Source organism: Providencia sp. PROV200 (genome assembly GCF_049901995.1).
In the GTDB taxonomy this organism is placed as follows: Bacteria; Pseudomonadota; Gammaproteobacteria; order Enterobacterales; family Enterobacteriaceae; genus Providencia; species Providencia rettgeri_E.
Map to the genome: position 1 here is coordinate 68,908 of NZ_CP096307.1, position 24,858 is coordinate 93,765.

The window sequence follows — 24,858 nt, forward strand, 5'->3', positions numbered from 1 at the left end:
CAGCTAACAAATTATGGGAATAAATTATGGACAAGTCATTTATCGAACATCAGCAACAAATTAGTTTTGTGAAATCGTATTTCTCACGTTTACTTGAAAGAGAATTAGGGTTGATTGAAGTTCAAGGGCCAATCCTAAGCCGTTTAGGGGATGGTACTCAAGACAACTTATCTGGCAGCGAAAAGGCCGTTCAAGTAAAAGTGAAATCAATTCCAGGTGCAACCTTTGAAGTGGTTCATTCTTTGGCTAAATGGAAACGTAAAACATTAGGTCGTTTCGGTTTTAGTAAAGGCCAAGGTCTATACACGCATATGAAAGCGTTGCGCCCGGACGAGGATCGCTTAACCCCAATCCACTCCGTCTATGTTGATCAGTGGGATTGGGAAAAAGTGATGGCAGATGAGGAGCGTACTCTTCCTTATCTGAAGCAGACAGTGGGTAAAATCTATAAGGCAATAAAAGAAACAGAAGCTGCCGTCAGTAAAGAGTTTGGGTTGGCACCGTTCCTGCCAGACCAAATCCACTTTATTCACAGTGAAGAGTTGTTACAGCGCTACCCTGATTTAGATGCGAAAGGGCGTGAGCGCGCAATCGCAAAAGAATTAGGCGCGGTATTCTTAATTGGTATCGGTGGTAAGCTATCTAATGGTGAATCACATGATGTTCGTGCGCCTGACTACGATGACTGGACAACAAAAAATGAAGACGGTTTTTGTGGTTTGAACGGCGACATCATTGTGTGGAACCCTATTTTACAGGACGCATTTGAGCTCTCTTCAATGGGAATTCGTGTAAGCCCTGAATGTTTGACTCGCCAATTAAGTTTAACTGGCGATGAAAAACGTATGGAGTTAGAGTGGCACCAAGCATTAGTAAAAGGCGAAATGCCACAAACTATCGGTGGTGGTATTGGCCAGTCACGCTTAGTCATGCTACTTCTCCAACGCCAACACATTGGGCAAGTGCAATGTGGTGTATGGGGTACTGAAATGCAAGAGTCCGTTGAAGGTATGCTGTAATTAGCGGCTAAAGCGGCGTAACAGCCTGCTTTTTAACCCAGTATCAAAACGCCAAATATGGTCAAAGATCTTCATGATACTGGGTTTCCCATAATTTGACACAGATACCGCATGGAAGCGGTATTTACCTTTCTTCTGCATAGCTTTTATTTTCTGAATTAACTCATCTGGTAAACGCTGAGCAACAAAATCAGAAATCACCACGGCATCCGCATCTATCCACTGCTTTGATTCCAATTTTAGTGCAGTTTCTTGCAAACAAGCTGCTAAGTCAGTCCCACCTTTAAATGTTTGATGTAAAAAACGAATACATTGCTCTAGGCCATCAATAGAAAGTAAATCGTAATGTACTATTTCGGTAGAAAATAACATCACATGGCATGCTCGGTTATCCGCCAGCGCAATTTTCATTAACGCAAGGCAAAAGGCTTTGGCGCAGCGTTCATTTAAACCACCCATCGAACCCGATGTATCAATACATACAACAAATGGCCCTCTTGGCTGCTCTTCATCATGGTGATGGGTAATAGGGCGCAGAACTTTTCTTTCTTGCCAGCTATCCCCTTGTAATCGGTAGGTTAGAAGCTGTTTTTCGAGTAATTTTCGATAGAATTCAAATTCAATATCTTCAAGGCCTAACATGGCGAGTTCTGCGGGTAATAGCCGTAAAATATCGTCACTTTGATTTAAACCGTTGACTTGCTCAGGTACCGTTTCGGGGACTTTCTCCATAATAGTCATTGGTTCTAGCACCACGCTATCATCAGGGATCGCTTGCGCGGTTTGGCTACGGCCTAATAATTGCGCTATTTTTTCGAGTTCCGGCTGCTGACGTAAAAAATCACTGTATCGGCTTAATAATTGGTCATTATAAGCTGAAGTCATATTTACACCTTTGGTTAAATCCCACAGCCGCCCTGCTGCTCGTTCATTTTCGCCAAGAATATCCTCTAAATTACCACTAAGCGCCAGTCGGCGCTGTAGTTCCGCCAGCAATTGTTCTTTTTCCTGTTCTAATAACTCTTTATGCAGCGTTGTAACTTGTAAAATTAAGCTAATACGCCATCTTTGAACAAATAATGATTGCCTTGCACTGCGGTTTTCTATTTTTCCACTTTGTAGCTGGTGCGCCTCACGATAAAACGGGGAATCCAGCTGCTGAAGTTTTGCTATAACACTTGGTAATTGGTTAAAAAAGGCATCTGTCGAAATTCCAAGGGATTGACGATAAAGTTCAAATTCTTCTGAAAGTTGTGCGGGAACAAGCGCATCTTGCATACGCTGTTTGAGATCTTTTTTCCAACCCGATAAATCTTTGAGTAAAGCTTTTTTTAATCGAGGGTGTTTTTCAAAAAACACCGCTAATTGAGGAGTTGCTAGCAAAGATATAATGATCTCTTCGATTAATTGGCCTTCATTAACCGAAAGCAACATTTCTAATGTGGCTAAACTCATCATCGTTATTCGGCCACTTTACCCGTGATTTGGTTACGTAACTGGTTTAGTTTTTCAGTGAGTTTCATGAAGCTTTGTTCAATATCCGCAAGCCAGTGAGATTCAATAAATAAATTGGGCTGCTGCTTTTCAAACTGATAGCGCGCGGTTTGAATCTCTTCTTGGATTTTATCCAGCTTATTTAGCCACTCTTGGTTATTTGTATTGGGCACAAGTGATGAAGTTTTATCTTGAATGTATAAAGTGGATGATTGATGGCTTACATCTAATAACTGTATCTGATTTAAATTATTTACCTCAGCAGTAATTTCTTGCGCAAAACCAATCCCATTTAGGTGAGCGGCTAGTGTTGTTCCTTTATTTAAGAAGGTTATCAGGGCTTTTTTATCGGTTGTTACAAAAGTAACTTTCATATTATGCAGTTGCAGCGGGCGATGTAAAAACAGGGTAACTCGACCGTCACTGATATTTTCAGGCAATACATAAGATACCTTACGAGCAAACATCGCATTGTTTTTATTGACTTTAAATGCATCTTGGTTGTTTTGGTCTTGGGTCGATGACATCCATTGCTGATAAATTTGCTCTATTTCACGGGTTAACTTTCGCTGTTGCCAGCCATCTTCTTGCAATAATGATTGCAATAGTTGCGGTAAAGTCTTCATCGATTGCATGTCGTGCCAGAGACAATCTTTCAATAACACGAGGTCAAGGGGCGAAACACTGCTACGGCCATTAAAAAATGCACTTGCTTGCAGTAAATAAACCGCTTTTTTCCAGCGCCTATCGGAAACATAAAGTTGTTTATCTGTAGCATCTAATTGTTGGCGTAATTGGTAAATAAGTTCAAAACAGTGATCGGGCAGCGTAATTTTTGGAATTTCTTGCTGCCACTGTTGGTACTCTTCATCGCTGATTTTTAAATGTTCAGGGACTTGGGGTTCATCCAAAGAGGATTTTCCAGTTAAAAGCGCACGAAAATTTTGTTTTTCTTGCACTTTATCCAGCCAAATACGGACTAACATTCGGTCAAATAGGGCTTCAAGACTATTATCTGCATCGGGCAATTCATTTGATGCGGTGACTAATAGACGCATAGGAATTGGTTTTTCTTCATCTCCATTACGAAACTTGCGCTCATTTACCGCTGTTAATAAAGTATTTAAAATAGCGGGACCCGCTTTCCATATCTCATCAAGAAATACCACTTCAGCGTCAGGTAAATAACCTTTGGTTAAACGTTCATATCGCCCTTCATCTTTTAGTGCCTGTATTGAAAGCGGGCCAAAGATCTCTTCAGGTGTTGAAAATCGCGTCATTAAGTACTCAAAAGCATTCGCATGACGAAAAGCATACTTCATTCTTCGGGCGATTAAACTTTTGGCAATACCCGGAGGGCCTAGCAGGAATACGCTTTCACCACTTAATGTGGCTAATAGGCACAAACGAATAGCTTGCTGGCGTTCATACAAACCGCTTTCAAGGTAATTGCTTAATTGGGCTATTCGTTCAGCAAGCTGCATATTTATTCCTTTTATTAATAGAGGCGTTGATATCAAAACTATCAATTTCTTTTATTACATACTGCGACCTATTTTTCCATTTTTCTTTGATATGCCCCAAGAAATCAGAAAAAACGATTCAGCTATAAGTGATTCAATAAGTTATTGTTTTTTAGCTTTTCTAATACGAACGAAACGTTTCGATACCGATCACAAATATTGACCATCAATATTGAGTTGTGACTTATCTTTACTATTATTACATGAGCGAAACGTTTCGCTTATCAGAATGGCGGTGAAAAATGAAAAAGGGTGTTTTACTAAATGCCAATGTTACTTCTGTAATTGCAAAGTTAGGTCATACAGACCAAATAACGCTTGCGGATGCAGGCCTACCGATCCCACAAGGAACGGAACGTATTGATTTAGCCATTACGCAAGGTTTACCCGATTTCATGTCAGTTTTAAGTGTGATCACCCAAGAGATGCAAGTCGAAAAAGTCATTCTAGCTGAGGAAATCCGTACCATTAACCCACAAATGGAAATCGCTATTTTGGATCACTTACAACAGTTGGAAGTCATTCAAAAAAATACGATTGAAATTATTTATTGTAGTCATGAACGCTTTAAACAATTGACTCATGACAGTAAAGCGGTGATCCGCACCGGAGAATGCTCACCGTTCGCTAACATTATTCTTTGCTCTGGTGTGACTTTCTGAGGTGATTATGCAACCTTTATTAGAACTTATCGGGATCGATAAATCATTTCCTGGGGTAAAAGCGCTCAGTGGGGCTACATTAAATGTCTACCCAGGAAAAGTCATGGCGCTGGTGGGGGAAAATGGGGCTGGCAAGTCAACCATGATGAAAGTGTTAACGGGTATTTATAAAAAAGATGCCGGTCAAATCCGCTATTTAGGTAAAGAAGTCGCATTCAACGGCCCTAAAAGCTCCCAAGAAGCAGGAATAGGGATTATCCACCAAGAACTCAATTTAATACCTGAATTAACTATCGCAGAGAATATATTTCTTGGTCGAGAATATGTGAATGCATTTGGCAAAATTGACTGGAAAAAAATGTTCAGTGAGTCGGACAAACTGCTTAAACGACTTAATCTTGATTATGATAGCCATCAAACTATTGCAGAGCTTTCTATTGGCGAACAACAAATGGTCGAAATTGCCAAAGTTCTGAGCTTCCAATCACAAGTGATCATTATGGATGAACCCACTGATGCACTTACAGACACGGAAACAGAGTCCCTATTTAGAGTTATCGAAGACTTAAAAGCTCAAGGCTGTGGCATTGTTTATATTTCCCATCGTTTAAAAGAAATTTTTGAAATTTGCGATGATGTGACCGTGTTCCGCGATGGCCAGTTTATTGGTGAGAAACCCGTTAGTGAACTAGAAGAAGAAAAACTGATTGAAATGATGGTTGGTCGCAAACTGGAAGACCAATATCCAAGGGTTGATGTGCCAGAAGGAAGTATCCGTCTGCAATTGCAAAATGTATCTGGTCCCGGTGTTACCGATGCGAGTTTTACTTTGAAAGCAGGGGAGATCTTAGGAGTTTCTGGCTTAATGGGCGCGGGGCGTACAGAGTTGATGAAAATCATTTACGGCGCAGCGACAAAAAAATCAGGCACGATAAAACTGGAAGGCAAAGCCATAACACTGAAAACACCACAAGATGGCTTAAACAGTGGCATTGTTTATATTTCAGAAGACCGCAAACGTGATGGATTAGTATTAGGTATGTCAGTGAAAGAAAATATGTCATTGACGGCATTACGTTATTTCAGTCGTCCGGGAGGACGTCTCAAGCATGGTGAAGAGCAGCAAACCGTTAGCGATTTCATTCGGTTATTCAATATTAAAACCCCGTCTATGGACCAAATAATTGGTCATCTTTCTGGTGGAAATCAGCAAAAAGTGGCCATTGCACGCGGTTTGATGACAAGGCCAAAAGTACTGATCCTCGATGAGCCAACGCGCGGTGTAGACGTTGGTGCTAAAAAAGAAATCTATCAACTAATTAACCAGTTTAAAAAAGAAGGGCTGAGTATCATTTTAGTTTCTTCAGAAATGCCTGAAGTAATAGGAATGAGTGACCGCATTTTGGTGATGCACGAAGGTCATATCAGCGGCGAATTTTCAGCCAAAGACGCGACACAGGAAGCCTTAATGGCAGCCGCAGTGGGTAAAAATTATGGCTCAGTTCAGGAGTTATCAGTATGAGTTCAACTACAGCATCATCAAAGCGCTGGTTTAGCAAAGCATGGCTAATGGAGCAAAAATCATTAATTGCACTATTAGTTTTGATTGCCATCGTATCAACATTAAGCCCGAATTTTTTTACGGTTAATAACCTATTCAATATCTTACAACAAACCTCCGTCAACGCTATTATGGCCGTTGGGATGACGCTAGTTATCTTGACCTCGGGTATTGACCTCTCTGTTGGCTCTTTATTAGCCTTAACGGGCGCTGTTGCAGCTTCAATGGTTAGCGCCGACGTTAATGCCTTAGTGGCGGTTGCGGGGGCATTGGCACTGGGTGCTGCAATTGGGGCATGTACGGGGGTGATTGTCGCAAAAGGAAAAGTTCAAGCTTTTATTGCGACACTCGTCATGATGTTATTACTGCGGGGTGTGACACGGGTTTACACCGACGGTAGTCCTATCAATACAGGGTTTAGTGATAACGCAGACTTATTTGGCTGGTTTGGTATTGGCCGCCCATTTGGTATACCTACCCCTGTCTGGTTAATGATCATCGTTTTTGCGGCTGCGTGGTATATGTTGCACCATACTCGCCTTGGTCGTTATATCTATGCATTAGGTGGAAATGAAGCGGCTACCCGTCTTTCTGGTATTAATGTCGACCGCATTAAAATCGTGGTTTATGCCTTATGTGGACTGCTAGCAGCATTGGCGAGTGTCATTGAAGTTGCACGTTTATCATCGGCTCAGCCAATGGCAGGTAATGGGTATGAACTTGACGCTATCGCTGCGGTTGTACTTGGTGGTACCAGTCTTGCTGGTGGCAAGGGGCGTATCGTCGGAACATTGATTGGTGCACTTATCCTTGGTTTTTTAAACAATGGATTAAACTTATTAGGTATTTCGTCAAACTACCAGATGATTGTTAAAGCGGTCGTCATCTTACTTGCTGTACTTGTTGATAATAAAAAGTAACCCTACAGGAAAATTATTATGAAACTGAACAAACTAGCAACGTTATTATCGGCAGTTGCACTGAGTGCAACTGTTAGTGTCAATGCGATGGCGAAAGATAGCATTGCACTTGTCATTTCTACATTGAATAACCCATTCTTTGTGACGATGAAAGACAGCGCACAAAAAGAAGCGGATAAATTAGGTTATGAACTGATTGTTTTAGATTCCCAAGACAACCCTGCTAAAGAGTTAGCAAACGTACAAGATTTAACCGTTCGTGGGACAAAATTAATGTTAATTAACCCAACGGATTCAGATGCGGTAGGCAACTCAATATTAATGGCGAATAAAGCCAATATACCTGTCATCACTTTAGATAGAGCGGCTAACAAAGGTGAAGTTGTCAGCCATGTGGCATCCGATAACCGGATGGGCGGGAAAATGGCTGCCGACTATATTGCGCAAAAAACAGGTAATGAAGCTAAAGTTATTCAATTAGAAGGTATTTCAGGTACATCAGCAGCGCGTGAGCGCGGCGAAGGTTTTAATACTGGAGCAAAAGAGCACAAATTCAATTTACTGGCGAGCCAACCCGCGGATTTCGATAGAACAAAAGGCTTGAACGTAATGCAAAATTTGTTAACGGCACACCCTGCTGTTCAAGCGGTATTTGCGCAAAATGATGAAATGGCATTAGGTGCGTTAAGAGCTTTACAAACCGCAGGCCGTACTGATGTTCTGGTTGTTGGTTTTGATGGTACAAATGATGGTATTAAAGCCGTTGAAGGCGGAAAATTAGGTGCAACTATTGCACAGCGCCCAGACCAAATTGGGATTGTTGGTGTACAGATTGCAGATAAAGTCTTAAAAGGCGAAAAAGTGGATCCAACGGTTCCAGTTGAATTGGAATTAGTGGTTAAACAATAAGATAAAACCGCCATGGGGAACTGTGGCGGTTTATTTAATTTGCGATCCATTGGGTCATAGAAAAGGAAATAAACGTTATGGGTACAGCAAAGTTGGTGGTTCTCGGTAGTATTAATGCGGATCATATATTAAATGTTAAGCATTTCCCTCAGCCGGGTGAAACTGTTAGAGGCGATCATTACCAAGTTGCATTTGGTGGGAAAGGTGCCAACCAAGCGGTTGCAGCAGGTCGCAGTGGTGCTGACATAACGTTTATCGCTTGTATTGGTGATGATGATATTGGTGCGAGTATAAAAAAACAATTATTTCTCGATAATATTAAAACTGAATGTATTGACGTCGTTGAAGGTGAAACGACAGGTGTTGCCCTTATTTATGTAAACCAACAAGGGGAAAACATAATTGGTATCAATGCAGGTGCAAATGCACGACTGACCAAAGAACGATTGGCTCAATATCAGCAAAAAATAGTGGAAGCGGATGCCGTACTGATGCAATTGGAATCCCCTATTGAAACAGTGCAAATGGCCGCTGAAATCGCGAAGAAAAACAATACAAAAGTCATTTTGAACCCGGCTCCCGCTCAATCATTACCAGATTCATTATTATCACTAGTTGATATCATCACGCCAAATGAAACAGAAGCTGAACATTTAACGGGTATTACGGTTAATGATAATCAAGGTGCTCAAGATGCGGCTGAAGTCTTACATCAAAAAGGTATTAGTAAAGTGATGATAACACTCGGCTCTCGAGGTGTTTGGTATAGTGAAAAAGGGCGTGAAGGTAAAATAATTTCTGCATTTCGCGTAAAAGCAGTGGATACTATTGCCGCAGGTGATACATTCAATGGGGCTTATGTTACAGCACTACTTGAAGGTAAGGCTGACGACGAAGCGATTATTTTTGCCCATGCAGCGGCAGCGATAGCGGTGACTCGCCCAGGAGCTCAACCCTCAGTTCCATGGCGTAAAGAAATTGACCAGTTTTTGACTCAACAGGATTAACTTGTGGCAACAATGAAAGATGTGGCACGCCTTGCAGGGGTGTCGACGTCCACCGTCTCTCACGTTATTAACCAAAATCGCTATGTCAGCGAAAGCATTACCATACGCGTTAAAAATGCGATTGAAGAGTTAAATTATGCACCTTCTGCTTTAGCGCGTAGTTTGAAGATGAATCGTACGAATACAATTGGGATGTTACTGACAACAAGTAATAACCCATTTTACGCAGAGGTAGTACGGGGTGTAGAACGTAGTTGCTACGAACGTGGTTATAGTTTGATTTTGTGCAACACTGAAGGTGACCTTCAGCGAATGAATCATAGTTTAGAAACTTTGCTACAAAAGCGTGTTGATGGGTTATTGATTATGTGCACAGAAGTACAGGGGCCATCAAAAAATGTTTTGGCTCGTTACCCTGCTGTGCCAACAGTTATGATGGATTGGTCCCCCTTTGAGTCGGAAGGCGATATCATTCAAGATAACTCTTTTCTTGGTGGGGAAATAGCCACTCGTTACCTTATCGAAGCTGGTTTCTCTCGTATTGCCTGTATTGCAGGGCCACAAGATAAATCACCAGCAAGAGCGCGTCATCAAGGTTTTATTCAAGCCATGACAGATGGCGGTATTAATATTTATGATGATTATATCATTTTCAGTGATTTTGAATTTGCTGGTGGGTTTGAGTCAATGAATAAATTGCTCAATTTACCTATCCCTCCTGAGGCTATTTTTGCAGGTAATGATGCGATGGCGGTAGGCGCTTATCAAGCGATATACCAAAAGGGTTTGAAAGTGCCGGATGATATTTCAATTATTGGTTATGATGATATCGATCTTTCGCCTTATATGATCCCACCACTCACAACAATTCATCAGCCAAAAGATAAGTTAGGCCAACAGGCTGTTGACCAACTTATTTACCGAATGGATAACCCAGAGGCAAATGCGAGTGCTTTGGTTCTTACCCCTGAGCTAATTGAACGCCAATCGGTTAAAAAATATTAATTCTTCGCTTTTTTGGTTTTATTTTTTATTAAATTATCACCGTCTGTCTTACTTAATAATAAGAAGACAAAAGCCGAGATAAGAGTAATGACGCCAACGGTAATAAAGGTGTAGTGGAAATTATCGACCGTATTGCTATTAGGTTGTCCACCATAGAAGTTTAAGATTGCAGCACTGACTGCGATACCGAAGCTTATCGATAGCTGCTGAGTCACAGCTAACATACTATTTCCCGCACTTGCATTATTGTCTGTTAAATCAGCCAAGCAAATAGTATTCATTGCAGTAAACTGTACAGACATCACCATTCCTAAAATAAATAAAGGTACAACTAACAGATAAATCGACATACTTGGTGATTGTAAGGAAAACTGTGCAATCATTAATCCGATAATAATGGTGATAACAAATAATGTATTACGGTAGCCATACTTAGTTAAGACTCGAGTAACTCCCGATTTAGCAGTGATTGACCCTATTGCTAGTGGTGCCATCATCATTCCTGCCACAACGGCTTCGTAACCAAAACCCACCTGCAACATTAATGGCATTAAAAATGGAATACTGCCTGTCCCTAAGCGTGTTGCAATATTACCGCTTATCCCAATAGAAAAAGTGCGAGTTTTAAATAAATTCAAGGGAATTATTGCATGCTTAGTACGTCTTGCATGGAAAATATAAACAAATAAGAAGAGAAAGCCGACTAAGACAATAGTGGCTGGAATTGATGTTGAAAGGGACTTATCACTGAATAAGTCTAGGCTGACAGATAGCATGACTAAGCCAGAACCAAACAATAAGAACCCTAAAGTATCAAATTTACGTTTTGGCATTTTAAAGTCAGGCATATGTTTTAATGCATAAAAGATACCTAAAACACCAATAGGAATATTAATAATAAATATCCAATGCCAAGTTGCATAGGTGACTAATATACCACCTAACAGAGGCCCCAAAATTGGACCAACTAAACCAGGAATAGTGACAAAATTTAATATTGGCAGTAATTCACTTCGAGGGTAAGCCCTTATTAAGGCTAAACGGGCAACTGGCATCATCATTGCCCCACCAATACCCTGAATAACCCTTGAGGTTACTAAAAAATTTAAGGAAGGCGAAAGGGCACAAAGTAATGAACCAAAAGAAAACAAAGAAACCGCTAAAATGAATATACGCCTTGTGCCAAATCTATCAGCAAACCAGCCGCTGACAGGGATTAATAGAGCAACAGTAAGCGTATAGCTGACCACAGCTGACTGCATTGTAAGCGGTGAGTGATCAAGGCTCCTTGCAATATCGGGTAAAGCCGTATTCAAAATGGTGGCATCGAGCGCTTGCATGAAGAAGGCCATTGCCGCAATCCATGGAAGGCCTGACATATTTTTAGCTGTTTTGAACATCAGTTACCTATACAAGTAAATTAAAGCTTCAATTGGAATATTGTTTCGTTAGTCTTGCTTTTGGGTAATTGTTAATAAGTTATAGCAAAGGTCGAGTGCTATTGTACTTTTACCATGAATAATTGCATTGGCAAGTTGTTGATGAATTTCGACCTCTATAACCTCATTATCAGTGATGACATCAAAATAACGCTGATAAATAGAACGGAATAAATTAGCAAAAGAAATTAGGAAGGGGTTGGCACAAGCTTTGTAAATAGTTAAATGAAAATGATAATCAACTCTCACCCAATGCGCCCTATCAAATTCTTTGGCGAGTAACTGCATTTCACTTGCTAATAATTGTAATGATTGTTTTTGTTCTTTTGTTGCATGTATAGCCGCAAGATAACAAGCTTGAGGTTCTATTGCGAGTCGAACCATTTTAAAGTGTTCCATCACGACAGATTGCTCTTCGCTATTGGACCACCACGTTAAGAGATCTTGGTCTAAAAAATTCCAATTTGAGGGCGGCATAACCCGGGTACCTATTTTGGGGCGAGCTAACACCATACCTTTTGCAGCTAATATTTTTATTGCTTCTCTTATTGCTGTTCGACTTGCTTGGAATTGTTCTGATAATTCTAATTCGCTAGGTAAAGTGGAATCAGGTAAATAGGTGCTGGTTAAAATCAACTGGCCAAGATTTTCTGCAATAATATAAGAACGATTTTTTTGTGAGGCTGTTTGTTGCTTACTTAATTCCATAATTCATCTCAAAGCATAATTCTTAGATACATATATTACGTGAGTAGGTGCGCAATTGCTGCTGAAATAGTCAATATATAGACCGAATTTAACTTATAAATACCTTTTTGGCTAAAAAAAACACGAACAAAATAAAAATTCAAAAAAACACTTGCGAGAATTTTTCGACTCCCTATAATGCGCATCCGTTGTCACGACAAACTGGTTAGAAGAAAACTTCAAAACCCAGTGATAACAGAGGTGAGAAAGAAAAAGTTTGAAAATAAACACTTGACTTTCTAAATAAAAAACGTAATATACGACACCTCGCGACAACGACCTAGAAGTCGAAAATCGAAAGATTCAGTCGCAACGCTCTTTAACAATTTATCAGACAATCTGTGTGGGCACTCACAGGACACTATCAAAAAAATATTTGATTTTAAGTCTTGAAGAGTGACTAACACGTTAATTCATATATATGAACTAATAGGTAATTTGGTTTCTTCGGAAATCAAACGACAGTAACATTCTTTGAGCATCAGACTACTTTTAATTGAAGAGTTTGATCATGGCTCAGATTGAACGCTGGCGGCAGGCCTAACACATGCAAGTCGAGCGGTAACAGGGGAAGCTTGCTTCTCGCTGACGAGCGGCGGACGGGTGAGTAATGTATGGGGATCTGCCCGATAGAGGGGGATAACTACTGGAAACGGTGGCTAATACCGCATAATCTCTTAGGAGCAAAGCAGGGGAACTTCGGTCCTTGCGCTATCGGATGAACCCATATGGGATTAGCTAGTAGGTGGGGTAATGGCTCACCTAGGCGACGATCCCTAGCTGGTCTGAGAGGATGATCAGCCACACTGGGACTGAGACACGGCCCAGACTCCTACGGGAGGCAGCAGTGGGGAATATTGCACAATGGGCGCAAGCCTGATGCAGCCATGCCGCGTGTATGAAGAAGGCCCTAGGGTTGTAAAGTACTTTCAGTCGGGAGGAAGGCGTTGTTGCTAATATCAACAACGATTGACGTTACCGACAGAAGAAGCACCGGCTAACTCCGTGCCAGCAGCCGCGGTAATACGGAGGGTGCAAGCGTTAATCGGAATTACTGGGCGTAAAGCGCACGCAGGCGGTTGATTAAGTTAGATGTGAAATCCCCGGGCTTAACCTGGGAATGGCATCTAAGACTGGTCAGCTAGAGTCTTGTAGAGGGGGGTAGAATTCCATGTGTAGCGGTGAAATGCGTAGAGATGTGGAGGAATACCGGTGGCGAAGGCGGCCCCCTGGACAAAGACTGACGCTCAGGTGCGAAAGCGTGGGGAGCAAACAGGATTAGATACCCTGGTAGTCCACGCTGTAAACGATGTCGATTTGAAGGTTGTTCCCTTGAGGAGTGGCTTTCGGAGCTAACGCGTTAAATCGACCGCCTGGGGAGTACGGCCGCAAGGTTAAAACTCAAATGAATTGACGGGGGCCCGCACAAGCGGTGGAGCATGTGGTTTAATTCGATGCAACGCGAAGAACCTTACCTACTCTTGACATCCAGAGAACTTAGCAGAGATGCTTTGGTGCCTTCGGGAACTCTGAGACAGGTGCTGCATGGCTGTCGTCAGCTCGTGTTGTGAAATGTTGGGTTAAGTCCCGCAACGAGCGCAACCCTTATCCTTTGTTGCCAGCGATTCGGTCGGGAACTCAAAGGAGACTGCCGGTGATAAACCGGAGGAAGGTGGGGATGACGTCAAGTCATCATGGCCCTTACGAGTAGGGCTACACACGTGCTACAATGGCGTATACAAAGAGAAGCGACCTCGCGAGAGCAAGCGGAACTCATAAAGTACGTCGTAGTCCGGATTGGAGTCTGCAACTCGACTCCATGAAGTCGGAATCGCTAGTAATCGTAGATCAGAATGCTACGGTGAATACGTTCCCGGGCCTTGTACACACCGCCCGTCACACCATGGGAGTGGGTTGCAAAAGAAGTAGGTAGCTTAACCTTCGGGAGGGCGCTTACCACTTTGTGATTCATGACTGGGGTGAAGTCGTAACAAGGTAACCGTAGGGGAACCTGCGGTTGGATCACCTCCTTACCATTGAAGTGTTTTTGTGAAGTGCTCACACAGATTGTCTGATGAAATAGAGTAGCGGTATCGATAGGCTTGTAGCTCAGGTGGTTAGAGCGCACCCCTGATAAGGGTGAGGTCGGTGGTTCAAGTCCACTCAGGCCTACCAAAATTGAATTGATGCTTTGTTATAGATTAGCTCGCTTACCCACGTAAGCTTCGCCAATCTATGCCTTGCCTGAATTCAATTTATAACTGATTTCTTTCATAAAAAGAAAGAGACGATACCGAAAATACCTTTATGGGGCTATAGCTCAGCTGGGAGAGCGCCTGCCTTGCACGCAGGAGGTCAGCGGTTCGATCCCGCTTAGCTCCACCATAAATTTTTCTGATTATTCAGAATAGATTAGTCAACTAGTCTATTGCGAATAATTATGCTCTTTAACAATCTGGAACAAGCTGAAAATTGAAAACAACGCACATTGTTTATCGCTTAAACAATGTGAGAGTCTCTCAAAAATCTCAACTTGAATAGTGTACTTTGAACTATCGAGTCGACGAGCGAAATGAGTTCAAGGCAGCCCGCGCACAGCAAGCGCAGCGTACTTTAAGTACGTGAGCATTGCGCGCACGGACTAACGCCGAAATCATGAAGCACAGTCACTCGTTGTAAGAAGACGCCTTCGGGTTGTGAGGTTAAGCGACTAAGCGTACACGGTGGATGCCTAGGCAATCAGAGGCGATGAAGGACGTGCTAATCTGCGATAAGCGTCGGTAAGGTGATATGAACCGTTACAACCGACGATTTCCGAATGGGGAAACCCAGTGCAATTCGTTGCACTATCGTTTGATGAATACATAGTCAAACGAAGCGAACCGGGGGAACTGAAACATCTCAGTACCCCGAGGAAAAGAAATCAACCGAGATTCCCCTAGTAGCGGCGAGCGAACGGGGAGCAGCCCAGAGTCTTAATCAGCATTAGCATCAGGAGAACGGTCTGGAAAGGCCGGCAGTAAAGGGTGATAGCCCCGTATCCGAAGGTGTTAGTGTTGTGAACTCGACGAGTAGGGCGGGACACGTGTTATCCTGTCTGAATATGGGGGGACCATCCTCCAAGGCTAAATACTCCTGATTGACCGATAGTGAACCAGTACCGTGAGGGAAAGGCGAAAAGAACCCCGGCGAGGGGAGTGAAATAGAACCTGAAACCGTGTACGTACAAGCAGTGGGAGCCTTGATTTATCAGGGTGACTGCGTACCTTTTGTATAATGGGTCAGCGACTTATATTCTGTAGCAAGGTTAACCGTATAGGGGAGCCGTAGGGAAACCGAGTCTTAACTGGGCGAATGAGTTGCAGGGTATAGACCCGAAACCCGGTGATCTAGCCATGGGCAGGTTGAAGGTTGGGTAACACTAACTGGAGGACCGAACCGACTAATGTTGAAAAATTAGCGGATGACTTGTGGCTGGGGGTGAAAGGCCAATCAAACCGGGAGATAGCTGGTTCTCCCCGAAAGCTATTTAGGTAGCGCCTCGTGAACTCATCTTCGGGGGTAGAGCACTGTTTCGACTAGGGGGTCATCCCGACTTACCAACTCGATGCAAACTACGAATACCGAAGAATGTTATCACGGGAGACACACGGCGGGTGCTAACGTTCGTCGTGAAGAGGGAAACAACCCAGACCGCCAGCTAAGGTCCCAAAGTCATAGTTAAGTGGGAAACGAAGTGGGAAGGCTCAGACAGCCAGGATGTTGGCTTAGAAGCAGCCATCATTTAAAGAAAGCGTAATAGCTCACTGGTCGAGTCGGCCTGCGCGGAAGATGTAACGGGGCTAAACTATGCACCGAAGCTGCGGCAGCGATATGTAAATATTGTTGGGTAGGGGAGCGTTCTGTAAGCCTGTGAAGGTGTACTGTGAGGTATGCTGGAGGTATCAGAAGTGCGAATGCTGACATAAGTAACGATAATGCGGGTGAAAAACCCGCACGCCGGAAGACCAAGGGTTCCTGTCCAACGTTAATCGGGGCAGGGTGAGTCGACCCCTAAGGCGAGGCAGAAATGCGTAGTCGATGGGAAACGGGTTAATATTCCCGTACTGGTGATAATTGCGATGGGGGGACGGAGAAGGCTAGGCTATCCGGGCGACGGTTGTCCCGGTTTAAGAATGTAGGCAGGTGAATTAGGCAAATCCGGTTCACTATATGCTGAGGTTCGATGACGAGTCACTACGGTGATGAAGTAGCTCATGCCCCGCTTCCAGGAAAAGCCTCTAAGCTCTAGATTATCATTAATCGTACCCCAAACCGACACAGGTGGTCAGGTAGAGAATACTCAGGCGCTTGAGAGAACTCGGGTGAAGGAACTAGGCAAAATGGTGCCGTAACTTCGGGAGAAGGCACGCTGGCGCTAGGTGAAGTCCCTCGCGGATGGAGCTGAAGCCAGTCGCAGATACCAGCTGGCTGCAACTGTTTATTAAAAACACAGCACTGTGCAAACACGAAAGTGGACGTATACGGTGTGACGCCTGCCCGGTGCTGGAAGGTTAATTGATGGGGTTATCCGTAAGGAGAAGCTCTTGATCGAAGCCCCAGTAAACGGCGGCCGTAACTATAACGGTCCTAAGGTAGCGAAATTCCTTGTCGGGTAAGTTCCGACCTGCACGAATGGCGTAATGATGGCCAGGCTGTCTCCACCCGAGACTCAGTGAAATTGAACTCGCTGTGAAGATGCAGTGTACCCGCGGCAAGACGGAAAGACCCCGTGAACCTTTACTATAGCTTGACACTGAACATTGAGCCTTGATGTGTAGGATAGGTGGGAGGCTTCGAAGCGTGGACGCCAGTCTGCGTGGAGCCAACCTTGAAATACCACCCTTTAATGTTTGATGTTCTAACGTTGCCCCGTTATCCGGGGTGCGGACAGTGTCTGGTGGGTAGTTTGACTGGGGCGGTCTCCTCCCAAAGAGTAACGGAGGAGCACGAAGGTTGGCTAAGCATGGTCGGACATCATGCGGTTAGTGCAAAGGCATAAGCCAGCTTGACTGCGAGAGTGACGGCTCGAGCAGGTACGAAAGTAGGTCTTAGTGATCCGGTGGTTCTGAATGGAAGGGCCATCGCTCAACGGATAAAAGGTACTCCGGGGATAACAGGCTGATACCGCCCAAGAGTTCATATCGACGGCGGTGTTTGGCACCTCGATGTCGGCTCATCACATCCTGGGGCTGAAGTAGGTCCCAAGGGTACGGCTGTTCGCCGTTTAAAGTGGTACGCGAGCTGGGTTTAGAACGTCGTGAGACAGTTCGGTCCCTATCTGCCGTGGGCGTTGGAAGATTGAAAGGGGCTGCTCCTAGTACGAGAGGACCGGAGTGGACGCACCACTGGTGTTCGGGTTGTCATGCCAATGGCATTGCCCGGTAGCTAAGTGCGGAAGAGATAACCGCTGAAAGCATCTAAGCGGGAAACTTGCCTTGAGATGAGTCTTCCCTGACCCTTTAAGGGTCCTAAAGGAACGTTTAAGACTAAGACGTTGATAGGTTGGGTGTGTAAGCATAGCGATATGTTGAGCTAACCAATACTAATGAACCGTGAGGCTTAACCTGACAACACCGAAGGTGTTTTAGAGAGATTGGGTTGTTTTTGATAGTGAGTGAGAAGCCGAGAGGTGAAGGACACACAGCTTGTTTGAGATTGATGTTTTGGTTTAGTGAATAAAAAAGCTAAACGGGAACAAACAGAATTTGTCTGGCGGCAATAGCGCGGTGGTCCCACCTGACCCCATGCCGAACTCAGCAGTGAAACGCCGTAGCGCCGATGGTAGTGTGGGGCCTCCCCATGTGAGAGTAGGGAACTGCCAGACATTAAATTAGTGAAGAAGCCACCCATTGGGTGGCTTTTTTGCGTTTGGGGGAGCGAACTAATTGTTGATGCTAGAAGTGAAGTTCCTTAATGTTCCAACTTCCAACTTCCAACTTCCAACTTCCAACTTCCAACTTCCAACTTCCAACTTCCAACTTCCAACTTCCAACTTCCAACTTCCAACTTCCAACTTCCAACTTCCAACTTCCAACTTCCAACTTCCAACTCCCAACTCCCAACTCCCAACTCCCAACTCCCAACTCCCAACTCCAACTTAACGACTCACTTAATTTAATCCTTTTACGCAGGGCGATTAGTCATGAATATAACCATCGCAAATGGAAGTTCATGATACAAAGTAGTGAGTAACAGCTCACTTGTTCCTTAATTAGTGTTCATAATTGCAATAAAATTAACTGGATATGGTATGGTAGTGATTATCTACTAGCGCCATGATGGAAGGTCTAGATATAAACTAGTAAGTAACAGCTCACATGTTGAAAAGTGCGCGGAGACAAGTGCTGAGTGTGAGGTTAGGCAGCATGAGTTAAGAGAATTAAGTCAAGCAATCGGTAGATGACACTCGGTGGTATTGTGATCATGAATGGAAGGTTTGGAACTAAAGTAGTGAGTAACAGCTCACATGTTCCTTAATTAGTGTGCATAATTGCAATAAAATTAACGGGATATGGTGTGGTGGTTATCTATTACTACTGTGAATGGAAGGTCTGGAACTAAAGTAGTGAGTAACAACTCACTTGTTCCTTAATTAGTGTGCCTAATTGCAATAAAATTAACGGGATATGGTGTGGTGGTTATCTATTACTACTTCGAATGGAAGGTCTGGAACTAAAGTAGTGAGTAACAACTCACTTGTTCCTTAATTAGTGTGCATAATTGCAATAAAATTAACGGGATATGGTGTGGTGGTTATCTATTACTACTGTGAATGGAAGCTCTGAAACTAAAGTAGTGAGTAACAGCTCACAAGTTGTTGGTGGATAGTGGAGTTTTAATAAAATCCAATGAATATAATATAGTGGATTGGTGGTGTACATATCACCGAGCTGAATAGAATTGTTTGGGAAATAGGTAACAGTTCACTTAAAAACAAAGTGGAGCAGTGAAAGTAAGCTTGAACCATCATCTCTTAAATAGGTATGAAATGCATTCATTTATATACCCTACCGATAGATAAATTATAATCTATTAAAATAAATAATGAATTAGTAAGATTAGTTCATCAATTTACTCTATTTTGCTTGTTTGTGTTTTTTTTGTTTTATGGTTTTTATGGTGTTAATTAGTCTGTAAAAACGGTATGTGTTTATTATTTAAATATGAATAATATCAATAGATAAAATATTATAAGCCATTTTTTTTGATAAAAAAGCCGTTCATCATCATTTTAAATCTTCGTCTAAAATTCATTCAAATGGTTATTTTTATATATAAAAATTGTTAAATTGATGTTTTATTTTATTGTGCTTATAATGAGTAAATTGACTTAAGGTATTACATTAGATATTAAATTTGTTTATAAATAGAATTTTCAATGGAAAAAAATCAGCCCAAGGTGTTGTCAATAACACAAGCTGTAATCATTAACTGACTGTATTTCATATAAATATTGTTTTATGTGCCAAAGGTGGATCACATGAAAAAGGCAAAAAGCGCTAATCATAAGATTTTTGATCAAATTCTTTCTGTCAATAAGCAGAAAGAAAACGAATTTAACAATGGGCAAGATGGTGCAATTATTCTTTCTATACTTGTGATGTTTTTTGTACCATTTTTACTATTAAATGCAGCAAGAATTTTTTTTGGAATAGATTACAGTTTTGTCGCTGTGATCTCCATGTTGGCGGTTAGTGCCATCATCACATACACATTGTATAAGCGTCTAAAAATTGATTCTGAATTTGCTGAGAAGCATATAGTGTTAGACCAATTATTGATGCGTTATACGCCAAAAAATACAACAGAGTTTAAGAGCCTTCAAGAAGAGAGAAAGGCAAACCCATCAAGTACTTATTCACTTGTTGAAGATTGGGCTAATAGAGAAAGACTGCACTATGCAAATTAGCACACACTAATAATTTAATAAATGTTTGCATATCCCTCGGCTATTTTTAGTCGGGGGATTTTTATTTATTGTAAAGGCTAGCCCTACCTTGAGGGCTAGGTTAATAAAAAGAACTAATTCCAGTTTTTACCTAGAAGATATGCAATTTCGAGAGATTGCATTCTGTTGAGTCTAGGGTCACATAATGACTGATATTTATAACTAATATCTTTTTCGCTGATTTCAGGAATACCCCCTGTGCACTCAGTAACATCTAGTCCTGTCATTTCTAAGTGGACACCTCCTGGATGTACTCCTGCTTCCTTTAATATATGAATGAACTGAATCATTTAATCAGTAATATCCGTAAAATAGCGTGTTTTATATCCTTCTTTGGCATTTTTGGTATTACTATGCATTGGGTTAATCATGCAAATGACAGGTTCGCCACAGGATTGAATTGATTTTATGAGAGCTGGGAGTTTTTGCTTGATAATATTAGCCCCCATTCTAATGATAAGGACGATTTTCCCTTTCTCTCTACTTGGGTTTAATTTACTTATTAAGCTAACTAATGTATCTGAAGAGATATTTGGCCCACACTTTTTTCGAAACAAATACTAAGGGAGGGGGGTTATATATGTTAGTTTGGAAATACTCTAATGCACATTTATCTGGATAATGCGGATTTTGTTCTATAGGGAAATCCTTCCATGAAGAAGGGCTCCACAATGTTGACTGGTTATAAGCTCCCTTTTTATGATGAGAAAAGATTATTTTGACTGAGATATATTTAAGTATGTTGTGAGTGCGCCATTTTGTCTTGCAAGGTAATCTTCACGCACAGGTGTATACACATCAATGACTTCTGAAGATTCGAGAGCCTCTGCATCATGAACGGCCCACGTAGGGATGATAAAAGAGTCGCCTGCATGCAAGAAAACAGTTCGGCCATCAACAGTTAGTCTTAAGGAACCTTTCAATATCGTTGTTGCAGTTTCATGTTCATGAGTATGTTCTGGGATAATCGCTTTTGGCTTGAATGTCCAAAACGCGATGGTAAAACCCGTACCATGAATGAACTTGGCTTGTATTTTGCTTTCCTCTCCTTCATTACGGTTTAGGTCCATATCATAGGAGATCATTTCTTTAGACAAAAAAAGGCTCATATTGTTACCTTATATAAAAATAGGGATAAATGACTAATTAATTTTTGAGTGAATTGAGAAACCCATAGGAACGGAGCCAAAGTCATGTAATATATTGAGGTTATGGCTTTTGGCTGTTTTTAGAGTAGTAATACATGCATCAACAGTTCCATTAGCACATTGTAAAGCTGCTTCACTATTTGAATTAAACAATAGAGGCTCAATTGGTTTATTTAAACCATTAACCTCTGAAAATAAATCTTTGGGTGCAGCATGTGAACCGATTTTTTTAATTTTACTCAGGTCAGTATAGCGGCTTGCAAATAACATATTATGAGTATCCAATACAAAGCAATCGGTGATCTTTAAAAAAGTTAAATTTTGAAATACGATGTTGTGTAAATAAGGATAAACAATACAACCGAGTAATATACAGTTATTATCCTTTTTTATTTCTTCTACAGCGACTTCAAGTGTTTCATGTAATATAACATTGCCATCTAAGTTATTTTTTTCTAAATAGTAATGTGCAGCTTTCTCACAATTTGTTCCTTTAGGGCCTAAAGTATGGATAGTAAGCATGGTATTACCTCATATAAATCATATTCTTCCTGTTTCGTTTATTAAATCGGGGAGTCTTTTTCCTGATCTTATTTGAGCCAGCATAGTATTTTCAGCGTTATTAATTTTTACAGCTTCTTCAAAGACTTTATCAATCAGATCTAATGGAACAACGACACTCCCGTTTGTGTCTGAAATGATGAGATCTCCAGTCTGGATGATATTGTCTTCAATTCTGCATGAAGTGCCTGTTTCACTGACACAGTAGGCACCTTGAGTATCTGAGGGTATTATATTACTCGCGATGACAGGGATATTCAGATCTCGTAATTCTTGAATGTCCCTAACGGCGCCACCTAAAATAATACCGTTGAAGCCGAGTTGCTGAAAATAGGTGCAACTCATTCCTCCGGCTAGAGCGGCATGTTTCATTAAATCGCCATAGCCAGCGACATAAATAAGCCCACTTGCGTTATCTAATTCAGGTACGAGAAATTGTTGGACTTGTTCCCATGTTGATGATTGTTTCTCTATGATACATTTTCCTTTTTTAACTAATTTCCATTGAACGGTATATGCATGTCCGACAATATAAAAATCGTTAATATTAAGAGAGTGTAGTTCATGAGATAAAACACTACCTGATTTTAATCCATCTAAAATATCAATAATTGTAGATGTGCTTATTTTTAAACTTTTTATCTTTTCGAGTTTTTTTATATCGGGATTGTAAAACATAAATTTTCCTTGTTTAGCTAGAGGAAGGCTTATTAGCTTTTTAATTAATAGATATAAACCTTAGTAAGGTCAAGGATAAATAATAGATGGGCCTATCAATTATTAATGTTTGATAATATTAATGATTGTATATTGTTATTTAATGTTCACGCTATAAATCCAGAAATAAACGGCCCAAATGGCCGTTTTTTTATTCTATTTGATTATTACAGTTGAGTGTTAATGTGATTTACCCTGCTCAATACCGAGGCCGATTTGTGAACGAATAAATTGTTCTTTAAAACGTTCTCTTTCCATTTTCCCTTGTTCTGAATTATCTGTTACAGAGAATAACCATGAAGCAATAAATGCCACCGCCATGGAAAAGAGTGCTGGATATTCATAAGGATAGATTGGTTTTTCATGATGAAGAATACTAACCCAGATAGTTGGCCCTAAAATCATTAAGACAACGGCGGTAATTAAACCGAACCAACCACCTGCCAATGCTCCACGAGTGGTCAGTTTGCGCCAGTACATTGAGAGTAGAATGATTGGAAAATTACAACTTGCTGCAATTGAGAAAGCTAAACCAACCATGAAGGCAATATTTTGTTTTTCAAACAGAATGCCTAACCCGATAGCAACAAAACCTAAGATAACAACGGTAATTTTAGAGACGCGTAATTCATCTTTTTCATCCGCTTTACCATTTTTCATTGCCATTGCATATAGGTCATGGGAAACCGCAGAGGCGCCTGCTAAGGTTAAACCGGCAACAACAGCAAGAATGGTGGCGAATGCAACTGCAGAAATAAACCCTAAGAAGAAGTTACCACCAACGGCATCTGCAAGGTGAACAGCTGCCATATTTGTTCCGCCAATAAGTGCTCCGGCCGCATCTTTAAAGGCAGGATTGGAACTGACTAGAACGATGGCACCAAAGCCAATAATAAAGGTTAATATGTAAAAATAACCAATAAAGCCAGTTGCATAGAACACGCTTTTACGCGCTTCTTTTGCATCGCTTACGGTAAAGAATCGCATAATAATATGAGGAAGGCCTGCAGTACCAAACATCAATGCAAGACCCAGTGATAGGGCGGATATTGGGTCGGAAACCAGTCCTCCCGGACTCATGATGGCAATACCATTTTTATGAACTTCAACCGCTTCTTTAAATAAGGTATTAAAGTTAAAGCCAACATGCTTCATAACCATAACGGCCATGAATGTTGCACCCGCTAATAACAAGATGGCTTTAATAATTTGCACCCAAGTTGTGGCTAACATGCCACCAAATAGGACATATAGCACCATCAAGATACCCACGATAACAACCGCGACGTGGTAATTGAGACCAAATAACAATTCAATCAATTTACCCGCGCCAACCATTTGAGCGATAAGGTACAGTGCAACAACAACCAGAGAGCCAACCGCAGATAGAATACGAATGGGTCTTTGTTTTAATCGATAAGAAGCGACATCAGCGAAGGTATAACGACCTAAATTACGTAAGCGCTCGGCAATTAAGAATAGAATGATCGGCCAGCCAATTAAGAAGCCAATTGAATAAATCAGGCCATCATAGCCAGAAGTATAAACCAGAGCAGAGATCCCTAAGAAGGAAGCCGCAGACATAAAGTCGCCCGCAATAGCCATCCCGTTTTGGAAACCGGTAATTTTCCCGCCCGCAGTGTAGTAATCAGAGCGAGAACGCGTTCTTTTTGACGCCCAGTAGGTAATATACAAAGTGAAGCCGACAAACAGTAAGAACATCACAATCGCCTGAATATTCACAGGCTGGCGTTCAACATCCCCTGTCAATGCATCAGAAAACGCCATTGATGAGGTAAAAAAGAGAATGAGTGAGAGCAATATTTTCATTTTTCTACCTCTTTTAAAATTTCTGCTGTTAAACGGTCGTATTCACCGTTGGCTCGGATAACGTAAAGCCCAGTGAGTACAAATGAAATGACAATTAGGCCGATACCAACAGGGATCCCTCTTGTGATGTATGAACCTTCGGATATCGGTGTTCCTAGCCAGCTTGGGTCAAAAGCGATAAGAAAAATAAATCCAACATATAGCACGAGCGTTATTATTGATAATAACCATGAAAAGCGACTACGTTTCCTAACCAGTTCTTTAAAGCGAGTGTTATCCTCTACCTTTTCGTAAGCAGTAGCATTCATCAGAGTTCTCCTCTGTTA

At 41.7% G+C, this 24,858-nt stretch carries 18 protein-coding genes, 2 tRNA genes, 3 rRNA genes and 1 pseudogene; 13 read left to right on the forward strand and 11 right to left on the reverse strand.

Annotation, left to right across the window (positions count from 1 at the left end; translation table 11 throughout):
• Positions 1-26 precede the first annotated feature (26 nt).
• A complete protein-coding gene (gene asnA, locus M1E86_RS00300; RefSeq protein WP_213914575.1) occupies positions 27-1,019 on the forward strand; it encodes an aspartate--ammonia ligase in 993 nt (330 codons plus the stop codon).
• Here the strand turns inward: asnA and viaA are convergent, their stop codons facing one another.
• Both viaA and ravA read right to left on the reverse strand, forming a co-directional pair.
• Entirely contained in the window at positions 1,020-2,477 is a 1,458-nt protein-coding gene (gene viaA / locus M1E86_RS00305) for an ATPase RavA stimulator ViaA (RefSeq protein ID WP_125893844.1), read from the reverse strand.
• 2 nt (positions 2,478-2,479) lie between these two features.
• The gene (gene ravA, locus M1E86_RS00310) at positions 2,480-3,997 is read right to left on the reverse strand and encodes an ATPase RavA (RefSeq protein ID WP_213914576.1); all 1,518 of its coding nucleotides are present in this window, start codon (positions 3,995-3,997) and stop codon (positions 2,480-2,482) included.
• A 281-nt stretch (positions 3,998-4,278) separates the two neighbouring features.
• Here ravA and rbsD point away from each other — a divergent pair, with 281 nt between their 5' ends.
• The 6 genes from rbsD to rbsR all read left to right on the forward strand — a co-directional run bounded on the left by rbsD (position 4,279) and on the right by rbsR (position 10,100).
• Positions 4,279-4,698 (forward strand): D-ribose pyranase, encoded by a 420-nt coding sequence (gene rbsD / locus M1E86_RS00315; RefSeq protein ID WP_213914577.1) that lies wholly within the window; start codon positions 4,279-4,281, stop codon positions 4,696-4,698.
• Positions 4,699-4,705: 7 nt separating this feature from the next.
• On the forward strand, positions 4,706-6,220 hold the full coding sequence (gene rbsA, locus M1E86_RS00320) for a ribose ABC transporter ATP-binding protein RbsA (protein WP_213914578.1): 1,515 nt from the start codon (positions 4,706-4,708) through the stop codon (positions 6,218-6,220).
• Positions 6,217-7,179 carry a ribose ABC transporter permease gene (gene rbsC / locus M1E86_RS00325; RefSeq protein WP_125893853.1) on the forward strand — a complete coding sequence of 321 codons (963 nt, stop codon included), beginning with the start codon at positions 6,217-6,219 and terminating at the stop codon, positions 7,177-7,179. Before rbsA ends, rbsC begins: the two co-directional genes overlap by 4 nt.
• 18 nt (positions 7,180-7,197) lie before the next feature.
• Positions 7,198-8,088: a ribose ABC transporter substrate-binding protein RbsB gene (gene rbsB / locus M1E86_RS00330; RefSeq protein ID WP_102140435.1), complete on the forward strand. Its 891-nt coding sequence runs from the start codon at positions 7,198-7,200 to the stop codon at positions 8,086-8,088.
• 77 nt (positions 8,089-8,165) lie between these two features.
• Positions 8,166-9,095 (forward strand): ribokinase, encoded by a 930-nt coding sequence (gene rbsK, locus M1E86_RS00335; RefSeq protein WP_125893857.1) that lies wholly within the window; start codon positions 8,166-8,168, stop codon positions 9,093-9,095.
• A gap of 3 nt (positions 9,096-9,098) precedes the next feature.
• Positions 9,099-10,100 (forward strand): ribose operon transcriptional repressor RbsR, encoded by a 1,002-nt coding sequence (rbsR, locus tag M1E86_RS00340; protein WP_369463360.1) that lies wholly within the window; start codon positions 9,099-9,101, stop codon positions 10,098-10,100.
• On the opposite strand, the gene mdtD is transcribed toward rbsR, so the two are convergent.
• A complete protein-coding gene (gene mdtD / locus M1E86_RS00345; protein ID WP_426099218.1) occupies positions 10,097-11,500 on the reverse strand; it encodes a multidrug transporter subunit MdtD in 1,404 nt (467 codons plus the stop codon). The genes rbsR and mdtD overlap by 4 nt on opposite strands.
• Before the next feature lie 48 nt (positions 11,501-11,548).
• Positions 11,549-12,247: a FadR/GntR family transcriptional regulator gene (locus M1E86_RS00350; RefSeq protein ID WP_213914579.1), complete on the reverse strand. Its 699-nt coding sequence runs from the start codon at positions 12,245-12,247 to the stop codon at positions 11,549-11,551.
• 532 nt (positions 12,248-12,779) lie between these two features.
• Between M1E86_RS00350 and M1E86_RS00355 the strand changes: the two genes are divergently transcribed.
• The 5 genes from M1E86_RS00355 (at position 12,780) to rrf (ending at position 18,152) form a co-directional block, all read left to right on the forward strand.
• Positions 12,780-14,319 (forward strand): 16S ribosomal RNA (locus M1E86_RS00355).
• A 65-nt stretch (positions 14,320-14,384) separates the two neighbouring features.
• A tRNA-Ile gene (locus M1E86_RS00360) sits at positions 14,385-14,461 on the forward strand.
• Positions 14,462-14,595: 134 nt separating this feature from the next.
• A tRNA-Ala gene (locus tag M1E86_RS00365) sits at positions 14,596-14,671 on the forward strand.
• Positions 14,672-14,986: 315 nt separating this feature from the next.
• Positions 14,987-17,895: ribosomal RNA gene (locus M1E86_RS00370) — 23S ribosomal RNA — on the forward strand.
• A gap of 141 nt (positions 17,896-18,036) precedes the next feature.
• A 5S ribosomal RNA gene (gene rrf, locus M1E86_RS00375) occupies positions 18,037-18,152 on the forward strand.
• The 16S, 23S and 5S rRNA genes sit together here with 2 tRNA genes alongside, the layout of an rRNA operon.
• A gap of 86 nt (positions 18,153-18,238) precedes the next feature.
• Here the strand turns inward: rrf and M1E86_RS00380 are convergent.
• Entirely contained in the window at positions 18,239-18,397 is a 159-nt protein-coding gene (locus tag M1E86_RS00380; RefSeq protein WP_426099219.1) for a hypothetical protein, read from the reverse strand.
• 1,411 nt (positions 18,398-19,808) lie between these two features.
• Here M1E86_RS00380 and M1E86_RS00385 point away from each other — a divergent pair.
• Positions 19,809-20,237 (forward strand): hypothetical protein, encoded by a 429-nt coding sequence (locus M1E86_RS00385; RefSeq protein ID WP_213914395.1) that lies wholly within the window; start codon positions 19,809-19,811, stop codon positions 20,235-20,237.
• Positions 20,238-20,350: 113 nt separating this feature from the next.
• On the opposite strand, the pseudogene M1E86_RS00390 reads toward M1E86_RS00385, so the two are convergent.
• The 6 genes and pseudogenes from M1E86_RS00390 to M1E86_RS00415 all read right to left on the reverse strand — a co-directional run bounded on the left by M1E86_RS00390 (position 20,351) and on the right by M1E86_RS00415 (position 24,840).
• Positions 20,351-20,833: pseudogene (locus M1E86_RS00390) on the reverse strand (3-deoxy-7-phosphoheptulonate synthase).
• 156 nt (positions 20,834-20,989) lie between these two features.
• Positions 20,990-21,385 (reverse strand): cupin domain-containing protein, encoded by a 396-nt coding sequence (locus M1E86_RS00395; protein WP_426099220.1) that lies wholly within the window; start codon positions 21,383-21,385, stop codon positions 20,990-20,992.
• 33 nt (positions 21,386-21,418) lie between these two features.
• Positions 21,419-21,946 carry a prephenate dehydratase domain-containing protein gene (locus M1E86_RS00400; RefSeq protein WP_125894584.1) on the reverse strand — a complete coding sequence of 176 codons (528 nt, stop codon included), beginning with the start codon at positions 21,944-21,946 and terminating at the stop codon, positions 21,419-21,421.
• An 18-nt stretch (positions 21,947-21,964) separates the two neighbouring features.
• A complete protein-coding gene (locus tag M1E86_RS00405) occupies positions 21,965-22,663 on the reverse strand; it encodes an RraA family protein (RefSeq protein WP_213914391.1) in 699 nt (232 codons plus the stop codon).
• Positions 22,664-22,882: 219 nt separating this feature from the next.
• Complete coding sequence (gene actP, locus M1E86_RS00410) at positions 22,883-24,532, reverse strand: cation/acetate symporter ActP (RefSeq protein ID WP_213914390.1); 1,650 nt, start codon at positions 24,530-24,532, stop codon at positions 22,883-22,885.
• Positions 24,529-24,840 carry a DUF485 domain-containing protein gene (locus tag M1E86_RS00415; protein ID WP_125894590.1) on the reverse strand — a complete coding sequence of 104 codons (312 nt, stop codon included), beginning with the start codon at positions 24,838-24,840 and terminating at the stop codon, positions 24,529-24,531. Before M1E86_RS00415 ends, actP begins: the two co-directional genes overlap by 4 nt.
• Positions 24,841-24,858 lie beyond the last annotated feature (18 nt).